The sequence below is a fragment of the Pseudomonas putida genome, assembly GCF_002741075.1.
Lineage (GTDB): Bacteria > Pseudomonadota > Gammaproteobacteria > Pseudomonadales > Pseudomonadaceae > Aquipseudomonas > Aquipseudomonas putida_T.
In genome coordinates this window covers 1,990,611-2,009,954 of the sequence record NZ_CP016634.1, presented here as the reverse complement: position 1 = coordinate 2,009,954, position 19,344 = coordinate 1,990,611, and the positions used below count along the sequence as shown (strand labels likewise).

17 protein-coding genes are annotated in these 19,344 nt (G+C 62.8%); 7 read left to right on the top strand and 10 right to left on the bottom strand.

Annotated elements, in window-relative coordinates:
* The first annotated feature begins 114 nt into the window (after positions 1–114).
* Positions 115–1,002, top strand: a complete 888-nt coding sequence (locus IEC33019_RS09245; protein ID WP_070091126.1) for a LysR substrate-binding domain-containing protein — start codon at positions 115–117, stop codon at positions 1,000–1,002.
* Between the two features lie 36 nt (positions 1,003–1,038).
* Here the strand turns inward: IEC33019_RS09245 and IEC33019_RS09240 are convergent, their stop codons facing one another.
* The gene (locus IEC33019_RS09240; RefSeq protein WP_070091125.1) at positions 1,039–2,256 is read right to left on the bottom strand and encodes an amidohydrolase family protein; all 1,218 of its coding nucleotides are present in this window, start codon (positions 2,254–2,256) and stop codon (positions 1,039–1,041) included.
* Positions 2,257–2,644: 388 nt separating this feature from the next.
* Between IEC33019_RS09240 and IEC33019_RS09235 the strand changes: the two genes are divergently transcribed.
* Positions 2,645–3,805 (top strand): MFS transporter, encoded by a 1,161-nt coding sequence (locus tag IEC33019_RS09235; protein ID WP_070091124.1) that lies wholly within the window; start codon positions 2,645–2,647, stop codon positions 3,803–3,805.
* A gap of 102 nt (positions 3,806–3,907) precedes the next feature.
* Here IEC33019_RS09235 and IEC33019_RS09230 read toward each other — a convergent pair whose 3' ends face one another.
* Both IEC33019_RS09230 and IEC33019_RS09225 read right to left on the bottom strand, forming a co-directional pair.
* A complete protein-coding gene (locus IEC33019_RS09230; protein WP_070091123.1) occupies positions 3,908–4,237 on the bottom strand; it encodes a hypothetical protein in 330 nt (109 codons plus the stop codon).
* 74 nt (positions 4,238–4,311) lie between these two features.
* On the bottom strand, positions 4,312–5,127 hold the full coding sequence (locus tag IEC33019_RS09225; protein ID WP_070091122.1) for a sulfite exporter TauE/SafE family protein: 816 nt from the start codon (positions 5,125–5,127) through the stop codon (positions 4,312–4,314).
* A gap of 105 nt (positions 5,128–5,232) precedes the next feature.
* On the opposite strand from IEC33019_RS09225, the gene IEC33019_RS09220 reads away from it, so the two are divergent.
* Positions 5,233–6,003, top strand: coding sequence for an AraC family transcriptional regulator (locus IEC33019_RS09220; protein ID WP_070091230.1), 771 nt, complete (start codon positions 5,233–5,235; stop codon positions 6,001–6,003).
* A gap of 136 nt (positions 6,004–6,139) precedes the next feature.
* On the opposite strand, the gene IEC33019_RS09215 is transcribed toward IEC33019_RS09220, so the two are convergent.
* From IEC33019_RS09215 to IEC33019_RS09185, 7 genes are all read right to left on the bottom strand, one after another.
* Positions 6,140–6,949, bottom strand: coding sequence for a gamma-glutamyl-gamma-aminobutyrate hydrolase family protein (locus IEC33019_RS09215; protein WP_070091121.1), 810 nt, complete (start codon positions 6,947–6,949; stop codon positions 6,140–6,142).
* A 457-nt stretch (positions 6,950–7,406) separates the two neighbouring features.
* Positions 7,407–8,192 (bottom strand): amino acid ABC transporter ATP-binding protein, encoded by a 786-nt coding sequence (locus tag IEC33019_RS09210; protein WP_070091120.1) that lies wholly within the window; start codon positions 8,190–8,192, stop codon positions 7,407–7,409.
* Positions 8,193–8,214: 22 nt separating this feature from the next.
* Positions 8,215–9,459, bottom strand: coding sequence for an NAD(P)/FAD-dependent oxidoreductase (locus IEC33019_RS09205; protein WP_070091119.1), 1,245 nt, complete (start codon positions 9,457–9,459; stop codon positions 8,215–8,217).
* Positions 9,460–9,475: 16 nt separating this feature from the next.
* Positions 9,476–10,186, bottom strand: a complete 711-nt coding sequence (locus IEC33019_RS09200) for an ABC transporter permease (RefSeq protein WP_070091118.1) — start codon at positions 10,184–10,186, stop codon at positions 9,476–9,478.
* Positions 10,183–10,902 (bottom strand): ABC transporter permease, encoded by a 720-nt coding sequence (locus IEC33019_RS09195; RefSeq protein WP_070091117.1) that lies wholly within the window; start codon positions 10,900–10,902, stop codon positions 10,183–10,185. The genes IEC33019_RS09200 and IEC33019_RS09195 overlap by 4 nt, the downstream gene beginning before the upstream one ends.
* 84 nt (positions 10,903–10,986) lie before the next feature.
* On the bottom strand, positions 10,987–11,739 hold the full coding sequence (locus IEC33019_RS09190; RefSeq protein WP_070091116.1) for a transporter substrate-binding domain-containing protein: 753 nt from the start codon (positions 11,737–11,739) through the stop codon (positions 10,987–10,989).
* 26 nt (positions 11,740–11,765) lie between these two features.
* The gene (locus tag IEC33019_RS09185) at positions 11,766–12,638 is read right to left on the bottom strand and encodes a MurR/RpiR family transcriptional regulator (protein WP_070091115.1); all 873 of its coding nucleotides are present in this window, start codon (positions 12,636–12,638) and stop codon (positions 11,766–11,768) included.
* 156 nt (positions 12,639–12,794) lie between these two features.
* On the opposite strand from IEC33019_RS09185, the gene IEC33019_RS09180 reads away from it, so the two are divergent.
* The 4 genes from IEC33019_RS09180 (at position 12,795) to IEC33019_RS09165 (ending at position 19,227) form a co-directional block, all read left to right on the top strand.
* Complete coding sequence (locus IEC33019_RS09180) at positions 12,795–13,820, top strand: Ldh family oxidoreductase (RefSeq protein ID WP_070091114.1); 1,026 nt, start codon at positions 12,795–12,797, stop codon at positions 13,818–13,820.
* A 237-nt stretch (positions 13,821–14,057) separates the two neighbouring features.
* Positions 14,058–15,257 carry an aromatic amino acid transaminase gene (locus tag IEC33019_RS09175; protein ID WP_070091113.1) on the top strand — a complete coding sequence of 400 codons (1,200 nt, stop codon included), beginning with the start codon at positions 14,058–14,060 and terminating at the stop codon, positions 15,255–15,257.
* Positions 15,258–16,076: 819 nt separating this feature from the next.
* Positions 16,077–17,582 (top strand): MFS transporter, encoded by a 1,506-nt coding sequence (locus tag IEC33019_RS09170; protein ID WP_070091112.1) that lies wholly within the window; start codon positions 16,077–16,079, stop codon positions 17,580–17,582.
* 355 nt (positions 17,583–17,937) lie between these two features.
* The gene (locus tag IEC33019_RS09165; protein ID WP_070091111.1) at positions 17,938–19,227 is read left to right on the top strand and encodes a serine/threonine transporter; all 1,290 of its coding nucleotides are present in this window, start codon (positions 17,938–17,940) and stop codon (positions 19,225–19,227) included.
* The last annotated feature ends 117 nt before the right edge of the window (positions 19,228–19,344 follow it).

The following is a 19,344-nucleotide window of genomic DNA, read 5'->3' as shown; positions in this document are numbered from 1 at the left end:
CAGTGTCCCTTTGGAATGGTCAAGCACAAGGATAGGCCTGATCGTGCAAGCCAAGGTAGAAGGCTTCTGGCATCATGCGCAGATGCCTATGTATTCGAAAGCTGAATCTTGCGTATGACAGACAGTGCGAAACCCAATAGATCGATCTACGACCTGGACCTGCTCCGGGCCGTGGTGATGGTGGCAGATTGCGGCAGTTTCACCACGGCGGCCGCCAGGCTTCACTCCACCCAGTCCACCGTCAGCCAGAAGGTCCGGCGGTTGGAGGAGATGGTGGGGCATCAACTGCTCGATCGCAGCAATCGCGAAGTGCATCCGACCGACGCTGGCGAGATGCTGTTGGGTTATGCGCGACATCTGCTTGCGGTGAGTAATCAACTGAGCGAGGCGTTGTCCGGCGGCGTGACGGTGACGGCGCGTATCGGTTTGCCGGACGATTTTGTCGCGGGCAAGACCATGGCGGCGCTGGCCGCGTTCAACCGCAAGCACCCCAAGGTGAAGCTTGAGATCACTGGGGGCCTGAGCCGCGACCTGATGAGCAGCTACGACCGCGGCGAGCTGGATCTGGTGCTGATCAAGCAGCGCCGCCACAGCCGCGAGGCCAATGCCTGCCAGCCCGAGCGCATCGAATGGATCGACAGCGCGCAATACCCCTGTTTTGCCCAGGACCCGATCCCGCTGGTGACCTTCCCTGCGCGCGGCCTGTACCGCGATGACATGATCAGTGCCATCGAGGCCATGGGCCGTAGCTGGCGCATCGGGTTTACCAGTTCGAGCCTGGCCGGCATCCAGGAGGCGGTGGCCAATGGGCTCGGTGTCAGCCTGTTGCCGTCGCGGGTGGTCACGCCGGGGCACCGGGTGTTGGGGAGCGAGGAGGGGTTCAAGCCGATCAAGGTGTTCGAGGCGGCGGTCTTCTATCGGCCCACGGCCGACCCGATGGTCAAGGCACTGGCGGACATCCTGATCGGGATCCTGCGCGACGAAGCACCCGAACCGGCCTGATGCCGCCTGGGGCGCAAGGCGCGCCCCGGCGGCAGCTCAGCGGCGCATCTCGCGAGCGAACTGGGCAGCCTGAAGCTGCAAGGTGGCAGGCCCGCTCCAGAACGCCCCATGGCGCACGATCAGCCGCTCATGCAGGGCGGCCGCTACCGCCGCAGCCGCGTTCGGAGCCTTGAAAAGCACGAAACTCGCCTCGTTGCCCACCTTCAGGCCATAGTCCGTCTTACCCATCACGGCGGCACTGGCCTCGGTGGCCATGTCCAGCGCGATCCGCAACTCCTCGTCGGTATTGAAGCCCGAGCGATAGCTGACCAACATCGCCCGCTGCAGCATGTCGCCATTGCCGTAGGGCCACCAGGCGTCTTGGATATTGTCGTTGCCAGTGAACACCCGCACACCTCCCGCGCGCAGGCGCAATATCGGCGGGAAGGCATGCTCGCCAGGCGCGTTGGTCATGATCGACACGCCCGCATCGGCCAGCACCTCGGCGGTCCGGTCGACCACAAGGTCGGACACATCGCCCAGCCCATAGGCATGGCTGACCGCCACGTAGCCCTGCATGCCCAACGCGCGGGTGCGTGCGGCAATGCGTTCGAGCTGGGCAATGCAGGTCTCGCCCGGTTCGTGAAGGTGGATGTCGGCTTTCACGCCGTGGCGCTCGGCGATACCGAACACGATATCGAGCTGGGCCTCGGCGTTGCCGTCGAGGGTCGTCGGGTCGATGCCACCGACCACCTGCACACCCTCGCGGATGGCGGACTCCAGGACGTCGGCGGTACCGGGGCAGGACACCACACCGGCCTGGGGGAAGGCCACCAATTCGATGTCGATCAGGTCCTTCCACTTCTCCCGCGCCTCAAGAATGGCGCTCAGGTGGCTCAGCCCGGTCGTGGCATCGACATCCACGTGACAGCGCATGGCGAGGGTGCCGTAGCAGGCGGCCTGGCGGATCAATGCATCGGCGCGGTCGAAGATGGCCGGGGCGCTGGCCAGTTCGCGTTTTTCCACCGCCAGGCGCTCGCGCAGGGTGGCGACGCTTTGGTGGGGGCGCCAGCGGTCGCCGACGAAGCTCTTGTCCAGGTGGATATGGCCATCGACGAAGCCGGGCAGGGCCAGCAGACCTTCCAGGTCGACGGTCTCGACCGACGCCACGGCGGCGCGTTGCGGGCCGATGTGGGTGATGCGTCCGTTCTTCACGGCGATGTTCAGGGGCAGGCCATCTGCATCGATGGCATTGATGAACTCACGGTCGTTCATGGCAGGCCTTTTCTCATCGGGGCCGGATCGACGAAACGCACGGTGGCGGGCGATGGCCCCTGGGTTGGATGTAGCGCCACACGGTAGGGAATCTCCAGGGGCCTCACAAATTAAATATCGGCATCGATTGCAGTGTGTTTCTGGATACAGGCACCGGTATCGGCTGCATTAAAAAGCCCACTGAAGTCGATTCCGATATTTAACTTTCAAAGCCTTCAGGCAAGGGCCAGGATGGCACTCCAGAGCAGTTTCGCCGCTGCTGGACTGGGCAAGCGAAGGCGCCTATCGCAGCGCTTTGGGCCCAGTCCCCCAAACAATAAAAACAACTGCTGTGGGCAGGGTTACCTGATGTGGCAGGTGACGCTGTGCAGCGTGTCAGGGTCCATCCATGATCAAAGATTCCAAGCTACTGCGTGCCGCCCTTATCTTCATTGCCTGCACTTCATTCATCGTCTGCGGTGTACAGCCTATCTTCATGGGGTTGGTCACCGAACAACTGAGCTTGTCGCTCGATCAACAGGGCTGGGTCGTCTCGGTGGAGATGATCGGCATGACCCTGGGCACCTTGCTGTGTCCGATCCTGATGAAGCGCCAGGGCGGGCGCAGCCTGTGTCTGTTCGTGGGCCTGCTGTGCGTTGCGTTGAGCATCGCCACGGCCTTCGCCTCGACCAACGCCATGCTGCTGCTCGTGCGCCTGGCTGCGGGGACCTGCGCCGGGCTGGTGTATGCCTATGCGGTGTCCACGCTGGGACGCTTGCCCAACCAGGACCGCTCGTTCGGCCTGATGCTGTTGCTGCAGACCCCGGAGTACTCGTTGTTTTCCGCCGCCTTGCCGCTGCTCGCGGCCCAGAGCGGCACGGTGACGGCGCTGTGTTCCTTTGGCCTGTGGTACCTGCTGATCTGCGGCGCGAGCCTTGCACTGCCACGCAAGCCTGCAGTGCTGATCGGCAGCGGCGAGGGGACGCCCGCTCAGGGCGGATCGTCGCGCACAGGGCGCAGCGCGCTGGTGGGCATGCTGTTCATGCAGATCGCCATCTATTGCGTGTGGGGCTTTATCGACCAACTGGCGCGTGACCAGGGTATCGACGGGGTGGATATCGGTTGGGCGTTCGGCCTGTCGGCCATTGGCGGCTTGCCAGGGGCGGGGCTGCCCGCCTTGCTGGGCGCTCGGGTCAACCGCCAGCTGATGATCGCCGTGGGCCTGGTGGCGATCTTCGTGTCGATCGCCATGCTCACTGGACATACCCGCACGCCGATGCAGTTGTGCGTCGCGCTGCTGCTGATCAACTTCGGATGGGTGTTGTCGTTGTCGTACTACATGGCACTGATCACCACCAACGACCCGACCGGAAAGCTCACGCCCTTGGTGAGTATCACCCTGATGGGCGCAGCGGCGGTGACCCCGGCCTTGATTGCCCTGCTGGTGGAGGGGTCGAATCAGCAGTTGATCTTCCTGTTGGGCACCAGTGCGCTGGTGGTCGCCTTTGCTATCACCTGCCTGGGTGGGTGGCTCAAGGGGGCACAGGAGCGGTTGTCGGCATCGGCTTGAATGGGCCAGAAGGGGCCGTTGCGGCCCCTCGTCGATGTATCTGTAGGTTCGGATTTAAGTTAAAACGTTAGATTGTCTTTATAACTCTATGATTTGTAAGTATTAACGTTTTGCAATGGCATGCTGTACGCACTGCTCGTAGTAGGTCTGCTTGATCGCTGCGGGCTTGAGTCGGGACTGGCTATTGTAGGTCTGCTCGGTGATGCCAAAGGCCGTCATGCGCATCCAGGGCTTGGGGAATTTGCGTGTCTGCAGCCGCTTGCGCGTGGCGTACAGCGTGACGCCGGAAAGCTTGGCCTGCTGCGCATCGGCGGCGATCTGCGAACCCCAGTGGCACACCTGGCGGTCGTTCTGGTTCAAGGCCTTGGCATGGGCTCCGAAGGCGACTGTGGCCATCACACCGCCGGCGATCGTTGCTAGAAATACCCGCATGATGCTGTCCTAAGCTTATGAAGGAGAAGGGAGTTTGCCTTCGCTTCACAGGGCTGGGGGCCAGCAATTTGCCGTCAAGCACGTACCCCAAGCATCGTCAGGAGCACGCCGCCCAGCAATATCAGGTAAGCGCGGGCGTGGAGGGTATCGTTGATGCGGCCGACCAACGGTGCAGCCAGCGCCATGCCCAGCCAGGCGCCGGCCACCAACGCGGCGGCGGCATACAGATTGACCAGGCCCAGATAGCCTGCACCCAGCGCCAATTGCGCCTGGGGCAACAGGGCATAGGTCAGTGTGGCCACCAGCGCCATGGGCAACGACAGCGGGTTGGCCATGGCCGTGGCGGTCAGCATGCTTGCGCCGCGCCGACGCATCAGCGGCACGGTCATGACGCTGCCGCCTACGCCCAGCAAGGCCGCCACCGCGCCGATCGGCACACCCAGCAAGGTCGCTTGCCCTCGGCCCAACGGGGAGACCTGTGAGTGGCTCGTCGCCACGAAGCCTGGGCGCAGCCAGCCGTCGAGCAGGCTCGCCACCAAGTAGGCGATGAACAGCCATCGCAGCCAGTCGCTGTGCAGCCAGAGCGCTGCAGCAGCGCCGAGCAGGGCGCCAAGACTGATGCCTGGGACCAGCCGGCGCACCAAGCCCCAGTGCAGGCTCCCGGCACGATGATGCCGCCAACTGGCCAGGGCGCTGCTGACGACCATCACCGCCGCTGAGGTGGCCACGGCGATCTGCATGGCGTGGTGGCTGGCCAGGGTGCCGGGCTCTTGGCCAGCCACCAGCAGCGCATAGAGCAAGGGCACGGCGAAGAATCCGCCGCCAAAGCCGAACAACAAGGTGGTGACGCCAGCGCACAGGCCGAACGCAACGAGCAAGGCGTAGAACATGCAAGGCCCTCCAGAACCGATGAGGGCTGCACGATAAAGGACGCGGGGTTGGCCGGCATACGCGCCTTGGCCAATAATCGTTGTTTTTCGGCCAAGGCGATCAGCATGCGCAATATCCCTTTGCAGACGGTGGACGCAACACCCCGCCCCGTGCTGGCCATCGGCACCGATTACCCGCCCGGCACGCTGCTGGCGGCCCACAGCCATCGACGGGCGCAGTTTCTCTACGGGATGAGTGGTCTGATGGATGTGCTGACCGATGACGGCGCTTGGGTGGTCCCGCCCTACAATGGCGTCTGGATCCCGCCGGGCAAGCGCCATCAGGTGCGCATGCGCGGCGTCAGCACCCGTAGCCTTTACATCGAACCCGAAGTGGTGCCAAGGGAGGGCGAGCAGTGCGAGGCGTTGCTGGTCAGCCCCTTGCTTCATGAACTGCTGCTGGCCAGTGTCGAGGTCCCGGCGTTGTACGATCCCCAAGGGCGCGACGGCCTACTGGTCGGCTTGATGCTGGCAGAGTTACGCCGCGCCCGGCCATTGCCACTGTTTGCGCCGATCCCGCAGGAGCCGCGCGTTGCCCAGTTGTGCCAGGCGTTTCTCGCCCAACCGGATATCCGCGTCACGCCCCAGGATTGGGCGCAGCGGTTGAACTGGAGCCTTCGTAGCTTTACCCGGCGCTTTCGAACGCTCACGGGGTTGTCGTTCATCCAATGGCGGCAACAGGCGTGCCTGATGGCGGCGGTGGCGCGCCTGGCAGCGGGGCAGTCGGTGACACGGGTGGCGTTGGATCTGGGCTATGAAAGCCCGAGTGCGTTTTCCAGCATGTACAAGCGGATGATGGGGGAGGCACCTTCGGCGCTACGGCAGACGGTGAAGTGAGGCAAAAAAATGATCGCGGAGACAGGCACAAGCCAGCCGCCCGCTTCCACGGGAAGTGTTCTGGGACCAGCAGAGGGTGACCGGGGAAACGGGGGCGACATTGCGCCGCCCCGCGATCAAAACTAACGAAGAGGAATCAGGCAGCCTGGTTGCGCTTGCCCTGGGACTTGCGCACCTGGGTGCGGCAGGCGTCGCCGAAGGCTTCGAAGATCTTGATCGAGTCAGGGTTCTTCGCGGCTTGCCATTCCGGGTGCCACTGCACGGCGAACAGGAACGGCGAGAGGCTTGGGGCGTGGATCGCTTCGACCAGGCCGTCTTCGGCGTGGGCGATCGGCTCGATGCCCTTGCCCAGCTTGTTCAGGCCCTGGCCATGCAGGGAGTTGACGCGGATCTCGTCGGTGCCGAGTTTCTCGCGCAGCCAGCTGCCGGGTTGGACCTTGACGCTGTGCACGGCCTGGTACTGGACTTCGACCGGATCTTCCGGGTTTTCCCGGTGGTCGTTGAAGCCTGGCTCGGCGTAGACCTTCTGGTAGATGTCGCCGCCCAGGGCTACGTTGATTTCCTGCATGCCACGGCAGATACCGAAGATCGGCAGGCCGCGAGCGATGGCCATTTTCACCAGTGGGATGTCGAACAGGTCGCGATCTTTGTCCTGGGCCTTGCCCGGGGTTTCGTTTTCCTGGCCATAGAGGGCTGGGTCGATGTTGCTGCCTGCGCCGGTCAGGTAGACGCCGTCGGCCATGTCCAGGTAGGTCTCGAGGTCTTCGACGCCACAGCAGGTGGGTACGAGGACCGGGACGCAACCGGCGAATTCGACCAGCGGAGTGATGTATTTGTGGGTCATGACCTGATAGTCATGGCCTTTGCGCTCTTGGCTGCCCATGGTCATCAGGACGACGGGTTTGCGCAGGGAGGGTTGCTTGTTGCCAATGTTGCTGTTGGACATATGTCACCTTGGGACAGGTTCTACCTGTCGTTGTTGTGCAGGCGCACGGGCTCGGCCTTGAGTACGTCCTGAAGCCCCGAGCACTGCCGGCTCGCCTGGCAGGCGATTCCGGTCGGGGCTTACTCATAGCTTGCCAGAGCCGTTCGATATGTCAAACGAGTGACGAGGGGCGCAGGCGCCGTTTTTCGGGGGCTGTAGGGCTTGGAGGCCTGAAGCGACAAGGGTTTGGCGCATGCTTAGGTCAATAATATTTAACGATGCAGTTGGGTCTTTGCGTGGCTGCAATGAGCGTGGATAAGGACTGGTGAGCCGGCTCCCGCCCGATCAACATCCGGGCAATGCAAACGCGCTGGGAGCGGGTTCACCCGCGAATACGACGGTGAATTCACTATCGCATTCGCGGGTGAACCGGCTCCCACAGGGGCGGTGGTTATCCAGAAAGGGGCGTTGCCGCGCTCTAGTGCAGGATTTGTTTGAGGAACGCTTGTGCCCGTTGGGTTTTCGGATGATTGAAGAACACCTCTGGCGGGCTGTCTTCGATGATCTGCCCACCTTCCAGGAACAGCACGCGCTCGGCCACCTGGCGGGCAAAGCCCATTTCATGGGTGACGCAGAGCATGGTCATGCCGGTGCCGGCCAGTTGCACCAGCACATCCAGCACTTCGGCGACCATCTCAGGGTCCAGCGCCGAGGTGGGTTCGTCGAACAGCATGATGCGCGGCTTCATGCACAGCGCCCGGGCAATGGCCACCCGCTGCTGCTGGCCGCCGGAGAGCTGGCTGGGGTACTTGTGGGCCTGGCTCTCGATGCCGACCTTGTTCAGGTACATGCGCGCCCGCTCTTCGGCGTCCTTGCGCGACAGGCCGCGCACGGTGGTGGGAGCCAGCAGGCAGTTGTCCAGCACGCTCATGTGCGGGAACAGGTTGAAGTGCTGGAACACCATGCCGATCTCGCTGCGCACCTGGGCGGCCTGGCGGCTGGTGGCGGCCAGGTCCGTGCCGGCTACATGGATGCTGCCCTGTTCGGCGATCTCCAGACGGTTGATGCAGCGAATCAACGTCGACTTGCCTGAGCCTGAGGGGCCGCAGAGTACGATGCGCTCGCCTTCGCGGACCTGCAGGTCGATGTCGTGCAGTACATGGAAGTCGCCGTAGTGCTTGTTCAGGCCCTCGATGCGGATCAGCACCGAGCGCGGGTCGGGTTCGGGGGTGACGCTGGCAAGGCTCAGAGAGGCGGCGGTCATCTTGTTGTTCTCCCGCGTGGTTTTAGTCGAAGCGTGCGGCGCTGTAGGGCGATGGATCGGTGAACGGGGCCTGGCCTGTGACCAGTTCGGCCAGCAAGCGGCCGCTGACCGGGCCCAAGGTCAGGCCGTGGTGGGCATGGCCGAAGTTGAACCACAGGTGCTTGTGCCGTGGTGCCGGGCCGATTACCGGGCGCATGTCCGGCAGGCACGGGCGCCGGCCCAGCCACGGGCGGTCGTCCAGGCGCTCGCCCAAGGCCGGGAACAGCTTGCGGGCCAGTGCTTCGCAGCGGCCCAGCTGGATTTCGTTGCCCGGAGCATCCTGGGCGGCGAACTCGATGCCGGTGGTCAGGCGCACCCCCCGGGCCATCGGTGCCAGAACGTAGCCGCCTTGGGTGTCGCAGATCGAGTGGGCCAGTTCGGCGCCGTCCCGGGTGCTGTAGTGCATGTGATAGCCACGCTTGATCGCCAGCGGGAAGTGGTAGCCCAGTGGCTCGAACAGCTCGGCTGACTGTGGGCCGAGGCAGGCCACCACCTCGTCGGCGGTGATTGGGCCACGGCGGCTGTCCAACTGCCACTGGGCGCCGACCTGACGCAGGCTGCGGGCGTCACCATGGATGAACTGGCCACCCCGCTGGGTGAACAGGGCAGCGTAGCCTCGGGTCAGGCCACCGGGGTTGTTGACGGTCTTCGGGTCCAGCCAGTGGATGCCGCCGATCACGTCGCCGTCGAGCTGGTGTTCCCGGGCTTGCAGTTGATCGCGTTCGAGAATCTCGTATTGCAGGTTGTAGCGGGCAAGGCCCTTGAGGTCGGCCTTGGCCTGGGCGAACAGGCCTGGGTCGCGGTACACCTCGATCCAACCCTTGGCCTGCACCAGCGCACCGAGGCCGGCGGCGTCGATCAGGGCGTCGTGCTCTTCGACGCAGCGCTGCACCAGCGGCAGCATGTCGGCGGCGGCACTGGCCAGGCGCCCGGGGGCGGACTGTTGCCAGTAGCGCAGCAGCCAAGGCGCGGCCTTGGGTAGGTGCAGCAGGCTATAGCGCACATCCGGCTGGCGGTTCAGGCCGTAGCGCAGCAGGGCGCCCAGGCTGCGTGGGAAGGCGTAGGGGATGACGCTGGAGCGCTCGATCAACCCGGCGTTGCCGTGGCTGGTACCGCTGCCGGGCTCATCGCGGTCGATCAGGATCACCTGGCGGCCACGGGCCTGCAGGTGCAGGGCGGTACTGACGCCGACGATGCCGGCGCCCAGGACGATGGTTTGGCAATGCATGGAGCGTATCCTTCGGTCAGTTCAGGTGGCGGCCCAGGCGGGCCTCCAGGTGTTTCAGGGCTCGGCGGACGATCTCGACGATCACCAGGTAGAGCACCGCGGCCCACAGGTAGATCTGGAAGTCGAAGCTGCGCGAGAAGGCCAGCTTGGTCACTCCCATCAGGTCATAGATGGTCACCAGCGAGGCGATGGCGCTGGCCTTGATCATCAGGATCAGTTCATTGCCCAGCGGGCCGATGGCCACCAGCAGCGATTGCGGCAGGATCACTTTGAAGAAAGTGGTCGAGCGCTTGAGGCTCAATGCCCGCGCCGCTTCGTACTGGCCTGGGGCGACGGCCATCAGGCTGCCGCGGAAGATCTCCGCCTGGTAGGCGGCGGTGTTCAAGGTGAAGGCCAGCAACGTGCAGTACCAGGCTTCGCGGAAGAACCACCACAGGCCTACTTCCTGCCAGAAGCCTTTGAGCGAGCCCAGGCCGTAGTACAGCAAGAACAGCTGTGCGAGCAGTGGGGAGCCGCGGAAGAAGTACACGTAGCCTGCCGACAGGCGCTGTAGCACTCGGCTTTGCGACATGCGCGCCAAGGCCAGCAGCAGCCCGAGCACCGCGCCCAGGCTGAAGGAGATCGCCACCAGCTTGGCGGTCACCAGCAGGCCGTCGATGAAGCGTGCGCCGTAGCGGTCGAGCAGGTCGGGGTCGAGCACCATGGCCAGCAATTGTTCGAAGCTCATGCCCGTGCTCCTTGCAGGTGACGGTTGCAGCGCCGTTCGATGAAGGCGAACACCCGGCCCGAGAGCGCCGAGAACAGCAGGTAGCCCAGGCAGGCGACGCCATAGAAGAACATGGGTTCTTTGGTGACGCTGACCGCCAGGTTGGTCTGGCGCATCAGGTCGACCAACGAGATGGTCGATACCAGCGAGGTGTCCTTGAGCAAGGACAGCCAGTTGTTGGACAGCCCAGGTAGGGCGATGCGGGTCAGTTGTGGCAGCACAACCTTGAAGAATCCGGTGCGCTTGCTAAGGCCCAGGGCCGAGCAGGCTTCCAGCTGACCCTTGGGCAGGGTCTTGAAGGCGGCCAGCCAGATTTCGCTGGAAAACGCGGCGAACACCAGGCTGAAGGCGACCATCGCGGCAAGGAAGGTGTTGATCAGCACCTCGCCTTCATAGCCCATTGCCGCCAGCAGCTTCTGTGCGGCGATCTGGCAGCCGTAATAGATGATCAGCAGTGTCAGCAATTCCGGTAGGCCGCGAAACACCGTGGAGAAGCTGGTCGCCCAGGCACGTGCGGCCCGTTTGCGCGAGCGCGCGGCGAGGGCCACGAGCAGGCCCAGAGGCAGGCCGATGGGCAGGCAGGCCAGCGCCAGCGACAGGGTCACCAGGGCGCCGGCGAGCAACGCCTGGCCCCAGCCCCCGCTGGCGAAGGACAGCAGAGACAGTTGATCGAGCATGGAGGAGGCTCCTCAGCTACATCGATATCGGAAGGCAACAGTGACCCAGTGGAAGCGGGCCACCCCGCTTCCACTGGCGTCAGGTCAGTTGTAGATGTCGAAGGCGAAGTATTTGCTGGCGATCTTCTGGTAGGTGCCGTTGGCGACGATCTCGCCCAGCGCCTTGTTCAGGCGCTCGCGCAGGGCCTCGTCATCCTTGCGCACAGCGATGGCGGCGTCGGCCTTGGTGCCGTTGACGTCGCCCAGGACCTTGCAGCAGTCCTGGCCGTTCTTGTTCATCCACTCGTGCAGCGGGAATTTGTCGGCGATCACCCCGTCCAGGCGGCCGGCGGCCAGGTCGGCGTTGGCTTCGTCCATGGTCGGGTAGAGCTTCACGTCGGCACCGGCCTTGGCATAGACATCCTCGGCATAGATCGCTTGGGTGGAGGAGGACTGGGCGCCGACGGTGTAGCCTTTGAAGTCGGCCTGGGCGTCCTTGATCGGGCTGTCCTTGGCCACTGCGACGGTCAACGGAGTGCGGTAGTAGTGGTTGGTGAAAGCGATCTTCTTGCGTCGCTCCTCGGTGTCGATCATCGAGGCGACCACGGCGTCGTACTTGCGGGCCATCAGGGCCGGGATGATGCCTTCCCAGTCTTGGGCAACCAGGGTGCATTCGACTTTCATCTGCGCGCACAGGGCGTTGGTGATGTCGATATCGAAACCATGCAGCTTGTTATCGGCATCGACATAGTTGAAGGGAGGGTAGGCGCCCTCGGTCGCGAAGCGCAGGGTCTCGGCGCTGGCCGCGCCGGCCAGCAACAGGGCACACGCACCCACCACGAACATGGTCTTTTTCATCTAACACCTCTGTACTTGCACTCTTGCTATTGTTGTTTTCCCGTTGGCCACGAGGTGTAGCCGACGAATTCGTTATGTAGAGCGGCAGTTGCTTCCAAGCGTCTTTCAACATCAGGCCCCAGCTTCCTGCAGACCTCGTTGACCATCAGGTGCACCCACGACAGCATCGCCGAGGTGGACTCCCAGAAGAGGTTGAATTCGGTGGGGATGCGGAACACCTCGTCGGTGTTGGCATCGGCCCAGTCACAGAAGGTGTCGGTCACCAGGGTGACCGGGATGCCCGCCTGGCGTGCCTTGCTGCACAGCAGCAGGGCATGGCGGGAGTAACGGCGCGCCTCGAACACCACCAAGGCGCTGTCTTCGGCACGGCCCAGCAGCACATCGCCAAAATGCCCGGCGCTGCCATCGACCAGGTGCACGCCATCGCGCAGGTACTGCAGCAGGTGGCTCATGCACATGGCCACGCCGCGCTCGGTCTGGAAACCTGCGATGAACACCCGGCGCTTGCTCGCCAGGCGCTGGGCCACCTGTTGCCAGGCCTGGCTGCGGCGGTATTCATGAACACGCACCAGGGCGGCGATTTCAAGATCCAGGCTGCCGGAGCTCTCGCTGTCGTCCTCGCCTTGGCGGTACTCTTGCAGACGATCCCCCACCAGCCAGGGGCCATCACCCAGGTCGTTCTGCAGGTCCTGCTTGAGCGCCTTGAGGTGGGCATAACCCAGGGAGCGACAGAAACGGCCGACGCTGGATTCGCTGACACCGAGCTTGGTCGCGATGCTGGCGGAGGTCTGGAAGGGCAGCTCGTGCAGGTTGGCGAGCATGTAGCTGGCGATCTTACGGCCCGAGGCTGCAGTGCTCTGCAGGCTGATCTCCAGGCGTTGCTTGATCGGTTGGCTCATGGTCGACTCCGGGGTGGGGTGAGGCTTGCGATAGAAAATGAATGTTTTCTGTCATCAAGTCAACAATTGACAGATAGCTGTCATTCGCGGGATAAGTTTTGCCCTTGCTTGCTGTAGCCATTCCACTTCCAAGAAGTACAAGAACAGGAGCTCCAGATGTCCGCACCTTCCACAAGCCCTGTCGTGCGCGTGCCTTTCGCCGAGCTGCAGGCGCTGTTGCAATGCATCCTGCAACGTCACGGCTGTGCCGAGCCGGTCGCCGCGGCGCTGGCCTACAACTGCGCCAGCGCCCAGCGTGATGGCGCCCATAGCCATGGCGTGTTTCGTATTCCCGGTTATGTCTCGACCCTGGCCAGTGGTTGGGTCAATGGGCGTGCCGAGCCCCAAGTGAGCGATGTAGCCCCGGGCTATGTCCGGGTCGACGCCGGCGGCGGCTTTGCCCAGCCGGCCTTGGCCGCGGCCCGACCATTGCTGGTGGAGAAAGCGCGGAACGCTGGCATCGCCGTGCTGGCGATTCATAACTCGCACCACTTAGCGGCCCTCTGGCCGGATGTGGAGCCCTTCGCCGACGAGGGGCTGGTGGCCTTGAGCGTGGTCAATAGCATGACCTGCGTGGTGCCCCATGGCGCACGCAAGCCGCTGTTCGGCACCAACCCGATCGCCTTTGCCGCGCCGTGCGCCGGGCATGACCCGATCGTCTTCGACATGGCCACCAGCGCCATGGCCCACGGCGATGTACAGATCGCCGCGCGGGCGGGGGAGCAACTGCCGCCGGGCATGGGCGTGGATGCCCACGGCCAGCCGACCTGCGACCCCAAGGCGATTCTCGAAGGCGGCGCACTGCTGCCGTTTGGCGGGCACAAGGGCTCGGCGCTGTCGATGATGGTCGAGTTGTTGGCCGCGGCACTCACGGGTGGGCATTTCTCTTGGGAGTTCGACTGGTCCGGGCATCCGGGGGCGAAGACGCCGTGGACCGGGCAACTGATCATCGTCATCGACCCGAGCAAGGCTGAGGGTGAGCGCTTTGCCCAGCGCAGTCGGGCGCTGGTGGAGCATATGCAGGAAGTGGGGCTGACCCGCATGCCCGGTGAGCGGCGCTACCGTGAGCGGGAGGTGGCGCAGCGTGAAGGGGTGGCGTTGACCGAGCAGGAATTGCTGGGGCTCAGGGCCTTGGCTGACTGACGCGTCTGGGTGAGGTTTCGCGGTGCGGCCTTCGCGGGTGAACCCGCTCCCACAGGGCTTGAGCTGATCCGGTGGGAGCGGGTTTACCCGCGAAAGGAATGGCGGCGACCTTATGGCCAGGCCTCCGTGCAGGGCTGCATTGAACACCTTGCAGATCAGTGATGTTCCTTCGGCGCCACTGCGGGTATCCTCGGGGCAGCATTTCCCGAACTGTCCTGATCCAAGGAGCTGTGCGCTGTGTTCAAACATGTCGATGCCTATGCCGGCGACCCGATTCTCTCGCTGATGGAGACCTTCAAGGCCGACCCCCGTGCCGACAAGGTCAACCTGAGTATCGGCCTGTACTACGATGAAGCCGGCGTGGTGCCGCAACTGGCGGCAGTGGGCGAGGTGGAAAAGCGCCTGGCCGACCAGCCCCACGAAGCCTCGCTGTACCTGCCGATGGAAGGCCTGGACAGCTATCGCCAAGCCATCCAGACGCTGCTGTTCGGCGCAGACCACCCGGCCGTGACCGGCGGACGTGTGGCCACCGTACAGACCGTCGGCGGCTCCGGCGCCCTGAAGGTCGGCGCCGACTTCCTCAAGCGTTACTTCCCGCAGTCCGAGGTCTGGGTGAGCAACCCGACCTGGGACAACCATCGCGCGATCTTCGAAGGCGCGGGCTTCAAGGTCCATACCTATCCGTACTTCGACTCGGCCACCCGTGGCGTGGACTTCGCCGGCATGCTGGCGTGCCTGCAAGGCCTGGCGCAGAACAGCATCGTCCTGCTGCACCCGTGCTGCCACAACCCCACCGGCGTCGACCTGGACCAGAACCAGTGGCAGCAAGTGGTGGAAGTGGTCAAGGCACGTCAGCTGATTCCATTCCTCGACATCGCCTACCAGGGCTTCGGCGAAGGTCTGGTGGAAGACGCCTACGCGATCCGCGAGATGGCCCGGGCCGGCGTGCCGTGCCTGGTCAGCAACTCGTTCTCGAAGATCTTCTCGCTGTACGGCGAGCGAGTAGGGGGCCTGTCGGTGGTCTGCGATGACGCGGCCACCACCGCAAGCGTGCTGGGCCAGCTCAAGGCCACCGTGCGTCGCAACTACTCCAGCCCACCCTGCCATGGTGCGCAACTGGTGGCCGGCGTGCTGGGCGACGCCGAACTCAACGCCCAATGGGTGGCCGAGGTCGAGGTGATGCGCAAGCGTATCCTCGACATGCGCCAGGGCTTGGTTGACCTGCTGGGCGAGCTGTTACCGGGCCAGGACTTCCAGTTCTTCCTGCGCCAGCGTGGCATGTTCAGCTACACCGGGTTCAGCGTTGCCCAGGTACGACGTCTGCGCAATGAGTTCGGCGTGTACCTGATCGACAGCGGTCGGGTGTGCATGTCGGGCCTGCGCCCGGCCAACCTGCGCCAGGTGGCAGAGGCGTTTGCGGCTGTGCAGCAGGGTTGAGACACTGCCACGCCCCCGCGTGGTCTTCGGCTGTTCATCTGGCAAGGGGCCTGCACGTCAGGCCCCTTGTTCGTTCACTCATGGCAGCACTGGTCCGTCTGGACGATCGCCAAAGAGGCCCTGGTGGCGCCCCAGTCCATGATTCCCCTTGGTGCCCCAAGGGTGCGATGTCGAGGAAGTCGTGCGCGCCCATCAGGATGTCCAATCCGCAGGCAATAGAATGTACTCAGCCTAGGCAGCTCCCGCTCGCTGCCTCACTCTCCGGTCACTGGAAACAGAAGCTTTTCTCCATCGAAAGCCTTTAATGCATTTGGTTTTTGGGGGCGATGTTTAATCGCGCTTAAATGCTTTTTGGGTTGCGGGTTACACATAATGTTTGTTTCAGCCTGTAATGTGTGGGGCGTTACTTGCTCGATAATAGGAAGCTTCGCTTATTGAGCGCCGGAGGCTGATGCCTACTATGAATGGGGCGACTTAGATCGGGGGGTGAGGTGCGGGCTATTTCTGTAAGTTGCATTTTCGCCATTGCTGTTATTGGATGGGGTCAGGCGTGGTGTATGACGTCAAAGCAAATTAGTAGAGGCGGGGCGTTTGATGACCAATGTCGGAAGTCGAGACTACGAGTGTTTCAAAGGTGACTTGCAAGTTATTTCTAACGCTTTGGGCAAACGCCTTGATGCCGGGGCCGTGGACTGTCAGCAGATTTTTTCTCTGCTGAGCTGAAACGTCGCGTCCGAAACTAATGGGACATCGCTTTAAGTGAGCATCACAGCGCCTGTGCAGGTTTGTGATTTTCTGCCTGATTACGGAACTCTTTAAATGTCATTGACAACTGAAGTAACGCAGTCGGGGCCTCGGCCCAATCGCTGGCTGGGGCTGGCAGTATTGATGCTGCCGGTATTACTGGTGACGGTGGATAACACCGTTTTGGGGTTCGCGTTGCCCAAGATTGCCGAGGCGCTTCACCCCACTGCCAGCCAGCAATTATGGATGATCGATGCCTACTCGTTGGTTCTGGCCGGTTTGCTGGTATCCATGGGCAGCCTGGGAGACCGGATAGGCCATCGTAAACTGCTACTGGTTGGCTCATTGGGTTTTGCCATCACTTCCATCATGACCGCTTACTCCAGCAGTGCCCCGCAGTTGATTGGCGGGCGAGCCTGCATGGGGATCTTTGGCGCCATGCTGATGCCTTCGACATTGGCATTGATCCGGTCGGTCTTCGAGGACAGAGAAGAGCGGCGCCTGGCCGTCGCCATCTGGGCAACCACCTTGACGGTGGGTTCGGCACTTGGCCCTTTGATTGGTGGCGTGCTGCTGGAGTTTTTCAGTTGGGGGGCGATCTTCTTGCTGGCGGTGCCGATACTGATGCCGCTGCTGATCCTCGGGCCATGGTTATTGCCCGAGTCGGAGCCAGATGCGTCCGGCCCGCTCGATCCTTTGAGTATCCTGCAATCAATGATTGCCCTGGGGGCGTTGGTTTATGGCATCAAGCACGTAGCCGGCGAAGGCGTGGACAGTCTGGCCATGACAGCCTTTGTCGTCGGCGCGGCCAGTGGCTGGTTGTTTGTGCGGCGCCAACTGCGACTGCCGGTTCCCGTGATGGACCTGGCGCTATTTCGCAACAAAACCTTCAGCGGCTCTGTCGCCATCAACCTGATGAGTTTGGCCTTTTTGATCGGCTTTGTCTTTTTCGCCACGCAGTTCTTGCAAATCGTTTTGCGTATGCCTGCGCTCAATGCCAGCTTGGCCTTGGTGCCTGGACAAGTCTTGGCGATTATCGTGGGGATGCTGGTGGTACCCGTTGTTCAACGCGTGCCGGTGCCTGTGTTGGTGCCCATTCTGCTAGCGTTTACCGGCGCCGCGTTTTTACTGGTTGCCACCCTTGGAAGCAGTCTGGCGGTCGTGGTTGTCGCCTTTGCCTTATTGAATATTGGCGTGGGGGCGATTGCCACGGTTTCCAATGACGTGATTCTGTCGGCAGCCCCGCCCGCGAAGGCAGGAGCTGCCTCAGCGATTAGCGAAACGGCCTATGAAGTGGGTGTGGTGCTGGGGACTGCGGTGTTAGGCGGTTTGGTTACCGCCCACTATCGCGGAGCTTTACATTTGCCGTCGTTTCTTACTCCGGCACAAGAGCGTCTCGCCAGCGAAACGTTGGCCGGCGCTCACAGCGTGGCAGCAGCGCTGACAGGCGATCAGGCAAGCGAGCTTATGCGCATCGCCGGGAACGCATTTGAAGGAGGCATTGGCTTGATGTCATGGGTGACATTCGCCCTGGCAGTGATGGCCATTGCCATTGCCCGTTGGACGCTGCGAGTAAGGTAGGGGCCTGCTTCTGTTTGATCGCCTCGATGTTCGCTGCCACACGCAGCTTGGCGGTATTTACGGGTGTCTTGGCGCCGCGAGCTTCGAGTATGTCGATATCGGAGGCCTGGTCACCGCGTAGCGATACATCGTATTTCGCGATTATTTTTTGAGAGGGTGCAACCGTGAGGCTTGCTGGGTAATACCTATTTCGAGAAATTCCTATCTGTTGGGTGCAACCGTCCGTAGGGCGGGGCTATGCAAGTGCAACCCAATCAGCGCACAATCGCGCCCCTCTTTTCGGTTGAGGTGTGCGAAGCCTTCTGTTTCGCCACTCTCAGCCTGTTGCAGTCTTGCGAGTGGAGTTGCACCCGGAATGAATGAGCAGGCCCCAAGCGTTGAACAACGCTTCGAAGAATCGACCCCCGCCACCCTCGGCAGCTGGTCGCGACAAGACACCACCTGGATGCTGGGCCTGTTCGGCACGGCGATTGGCGCCGGAACCTTGTTCCTGCCGATCAATGCCGGCCTTGGCGGCTTCTGGCCGCTGCTGATCCTGGCCGTGCTGGCCTTCCCGATGACCTACTACGCCCACCGCGGGCTGACCCGTTTCGTTCTCTCCGGGCGCAGTGGTGACATCACCGAGGTGGTCGAGGAGCACTTCGGCATCAAGGCCGGCGCGCTGATCACCGTGCTGTACTTCTTCGCCATCTTCCCGATCCTGCTCATCTACAGCGTCGCCCTGACCAACACCGTCAGCAGCTTCATGGAGCATCAGCTGCACATGACCCCGCCACCGCGGGCGTTGCTGTCGTTCCTGCTGATCTTCGGGTTGCTGCTGATCGTGCGCTGTGGCGAACAGGCGACGGTCAAGGTCATGAGCCTGTTGGTGTACCCGTTCATCGTCGCCCTGGCGCTGCTGGCCCTGTACCTGGTGCCGCACTGGAACGGTGGCATCCTCGACAGCGCCGGCCAACTGCCATCGGGCTCTGCCTTCCTGCACACCATGTGGCTGGCGATCCCGGTGATGGTGTTCTCCTTCAACCACTCGCCGATCATCTCGGCCTTCGCGGTCGACCAGAAGCGCCGCTACGGCGAGCATGCCGATGAGCGCAGCGGTCAGATCTTGGCCCGCGCGCACCTGCTGATGGTGGCGATGGTGCTGTTCTTCGTGTTCAGCTGTGTGCTGACCCTCAGCAGCGCTCAGCTCGCCGAGGCGAAGGCGCAGAACCTGTCGATCCTGTCGTACCTGGCCAACCACTTCAGCAACCCGGCCATCGCCTTCGCCGCACCGCTGATCGCCTTCATTGCTATCGCCAAGTCGTTCCTGGGCCATTACATCGGTGCCAGCGAAGGCCTCAAGGGCATCATCGGCAAGACCGGACTGCGCCCGGGTGCCAAGACCATGGATCGCGTGGTCGCAGCCCTGATGCTGGTGGTGTGCTGGGTCGTCGCGACCCTGAACCCGAGCATCCTGGGTATGATCGAGTCCCTCGGCGGTCCGATCATCGCCGCGCTGCTGTTCCTGATGCCGATGTACGCCATTCGCCGCGTGCCATCGATGCGCAAGTACAGCGGGGCGATGTCCAACGTCTTCGTCGTGGTGCTGGGCCTGGTGGCCATGTCCTCGGTGGTTTATTCGGTGGTCGATAGCCTGCTGGGCTGATCCGACGACGTTGCATAAAGAGAAAGGCCCGAATAGTTTGTCGCCATTCGGGTCTTTTTTTTGTCCACAATAAATGCCTGGAAATAGAACAATTTAACTTTTCCCATAGGCACTTGC